At 40.2% G+C, this 2730-nt stretch carries 2 protein-coding genes; both read right to left on the bottom strand.

Annotated elements, in window-relative coordinates:
* On the bottom strand, positions 1-488 hold a 488-nt coding region (locus B2X72_RS13050; RefSeq protein ID WP_286849828.1), incomplete at its 3' end, for a ComEC/Rec2 family competence protein.
* Between the two features lie 95 nt (positions 489-583).
* Positions 584-2620 carry a helix-hairpin-helix domain-containing protein gene (locus B2X72_RS13045; RefSeq protein WP_286849827.1) on the bottom strand — a complete coding sequence of 679 codons (2037 nt, stop codon included), beginning with the start codon at positions 2618-2620 and terminating at the stop codon, positions 584-586.
* Positions 2621-2730: the final 110 nt, after the last annotated feature.

Genomic DNA, 2730 nt, shown 5'->3' with positions numbered 1-2730 from the left:
AAGACTGCGAAAATTTCATGATAGATATGCTGTCTTTTCAAATACTGTCTATAGTCAAATTCCATTGGATTGAATGGCGGAGCTATTTCCTTTACTTGACCTTTTAACCACAATAGATCACCAAACTGCAGTGGGTTCTTCTGGCTGGATTTTAAAGATAACATCAGTCGACCTGTAGTTTCAACAAATTCACCTTTTTGGTAAGCCCCTACTACTTCCGCCGAAAAACGAATGATATCCCGCTTCACCTTGGGCTCTTCAATAATTTTGACTACATAACTATCGGTCACTATATGGGAGAAATGACTGATTGTAACCAAAGGGGCTTCGCGCCAAAATTGGAAAATCCCAAATAATACAACAGACACATAATACCCGTAGATGTAGCCATACTGGCGGATTCTTCCCTTTAATAAATAACAACAAAACGTTATCAAAACCAGCACAACCAATAGCTGCTGAACGCATTGGAAAATGTGGAACGACATAGGTAATTTAGGGGCGAAAAGAAGCGTCACAATATATAGGATCGCTATCTTAAGAGTAGGCAGCCGCTCTAATCTTTGTATAAAACTAAGCTCTTTCATAACTGCCACCGCAACTGTATCTTAACCTCTGACTTTCTATTACCCTCAATTTGGTCCAGTCCAGTCCCAATACTCTCTCGCCCCGGATAATAATAGACCGCATATTTGGTCCATACCTGAAGATGGCGGCTTAACCGATACTGCAGATTGAAATACATTCTCCATCCCCTTGTATTGTACATTCCAAAACCAGATGCATATAATACATCCTGCTCATAAGCATAGATCCGATTATCATAACTTGCCGCATCGAAATACGCAACGCGTATATTCGACTGAAATTTTCCCGCGCTAGACTTCCAGAGCAAATCTTGATAAAGCATATAACCGAAACTATTTTCCTGATACTCTTTTTGGAATAAATTAGCTTCTACACGGGAGCGAATCGTCCATATTGAACTTAGGCGGTAATGAAATTCTACCCTGAACTGCTGTTTGCTGGTATTTACAAGCCCGTGCTCGGTTTGTCCCTCTCCCTGGTAATTAACTTGTTTAAATCGGTTACGATAGCGCAATGAAAGTTGGCCTTTTTTGTACCACATGTAACTCAGCTGGCTAAAAAAATCAGCGCCTGTAGATAGCGTATCAGCCTGATACTTTGCTCCCGGGAAACGAAATATATCCGCATAATTGGACCAGAGCAATTTTCTACCCAATTGATACGTTAGTCCCAAATAAGCCCCCTGCTCGTTGGAGCTGTTATCCGATTCACCAAATCCCTGTCCATAAAAAGTATGAAAATTCTTTTTATAGTCCCGCAGCAATACAACCGATGATAAACGTGGATGCAAACTTATCATAGATCCTGCTAACAGTGCTGAACCGCCATCCATGCTGCTTGCATACTCACCAAATAAATAAGCATTCCGAATCGTATAGTTTCCATATAGACTTATATTTCGCAAAAAATCACCTTCAAAGTCCGCCTTTTGCCGTATACCATTGCCTTTTGTTTTAAAGACATTTAATTGTGTCTGATTGAAATGAACACCCATTTTGAACCGCTTATAGCGCCACAACAGATTCAATCCATAGGCCAGTTGAGATGCGGCATGACGGTATTGCTGTTCGGTTGCAGTCCGATGCAAGCCTGAGCTTGCGATCGTTGAAATCGTAGGCGGAGAAGTTGTACGGTTAACTTTTCCATCTATGGATTGGTAGGAGAAATAAGGTGTAATTTCAATGTGCCTAATCTGTAATGTTCCTGCAATGCCACGCATAAAATTAGCCTCATTTAATGACGTATATGACTTTACACCGATCCCTTGTCTTGCAGTATGCTGTACCAATCCCCCTTTTCCAAAATTCAGACCATTCCACATACTGAGTCCCTGGCCAAATTGCAACGCGTAATCGCCGATCACGATATTTTTGAAACGGCCTAAAGACTTTATTGATATACTTAAGCTATAGAAATCAAATCCCATTTTTTGCCTGTCTCTAAAAAATGGTTCCCCCGCATCTTTCTCCATATTAACTGCGAGATGAAACCCATCGTTTAACTGGGCTCTATACCTAACAGCATAGCGATTAGCATCGCCAAGATAATGGGATTTCGTCGTATCGACTATACGGTATCCCTTTGCTTTTTCGAGTATCCGGGCGTACCGTATTATAAATTCCTGTTTAAAATTTCTCGATTTCAGGGTTTCAAGGGGAGATCCCGGACCTACCCTTACGAAGGGTAACAACAAACTGACTATCCGCTCATTAAATCCTTCAATGGACTGTAGTTCGAGTACGTTGATAAAATTCCCTGAAATGGTCCTATGGGCCAATAGGTGCTCGATTAATAAAGGGTTCAAAAATTGTAATTCAGTGAGTTCTCTACCATCAGTTTTGTTGAGATCGATCGGGTGTTTGAGATAATGAGACCACTTTTCAGTGAATTCACTCAAATCAGCATCCTCAGGAAGCTCATCCGATAAGCTTTCAAATAAATCTTGGAGATCGATTTTTTCATTTGTTTGCGCCGTACAGGTTAGTCCAATAAAACAACCTATAAAGAGCAAAATTTTGCTACAATATTTCATAATAGGTTTTAATTAATATTGGCTAAATGCTAGGCGATGAACCTTTTATCCCGGCAGAAAAACGGTTCACTGGTATGAAATTAGGAAATATAAAAGAATAAAAAAAGCCT

Source organism: Sphingobacterium sp. UBA7253 (genome assembly GCF_002472745.1).
Taxonomy (GTDB): Bacteria; Bacteroidota; Bacteroidia; order Sphingobacteriales; family Sphingobacteriaceae; genus Sphingobacterium; species Sphingobacterium siyangense.
Note: the sequence above shows the minus strand (reverse complement) of the source record. Positions and strands in the feature narration are given on the sequence as shown.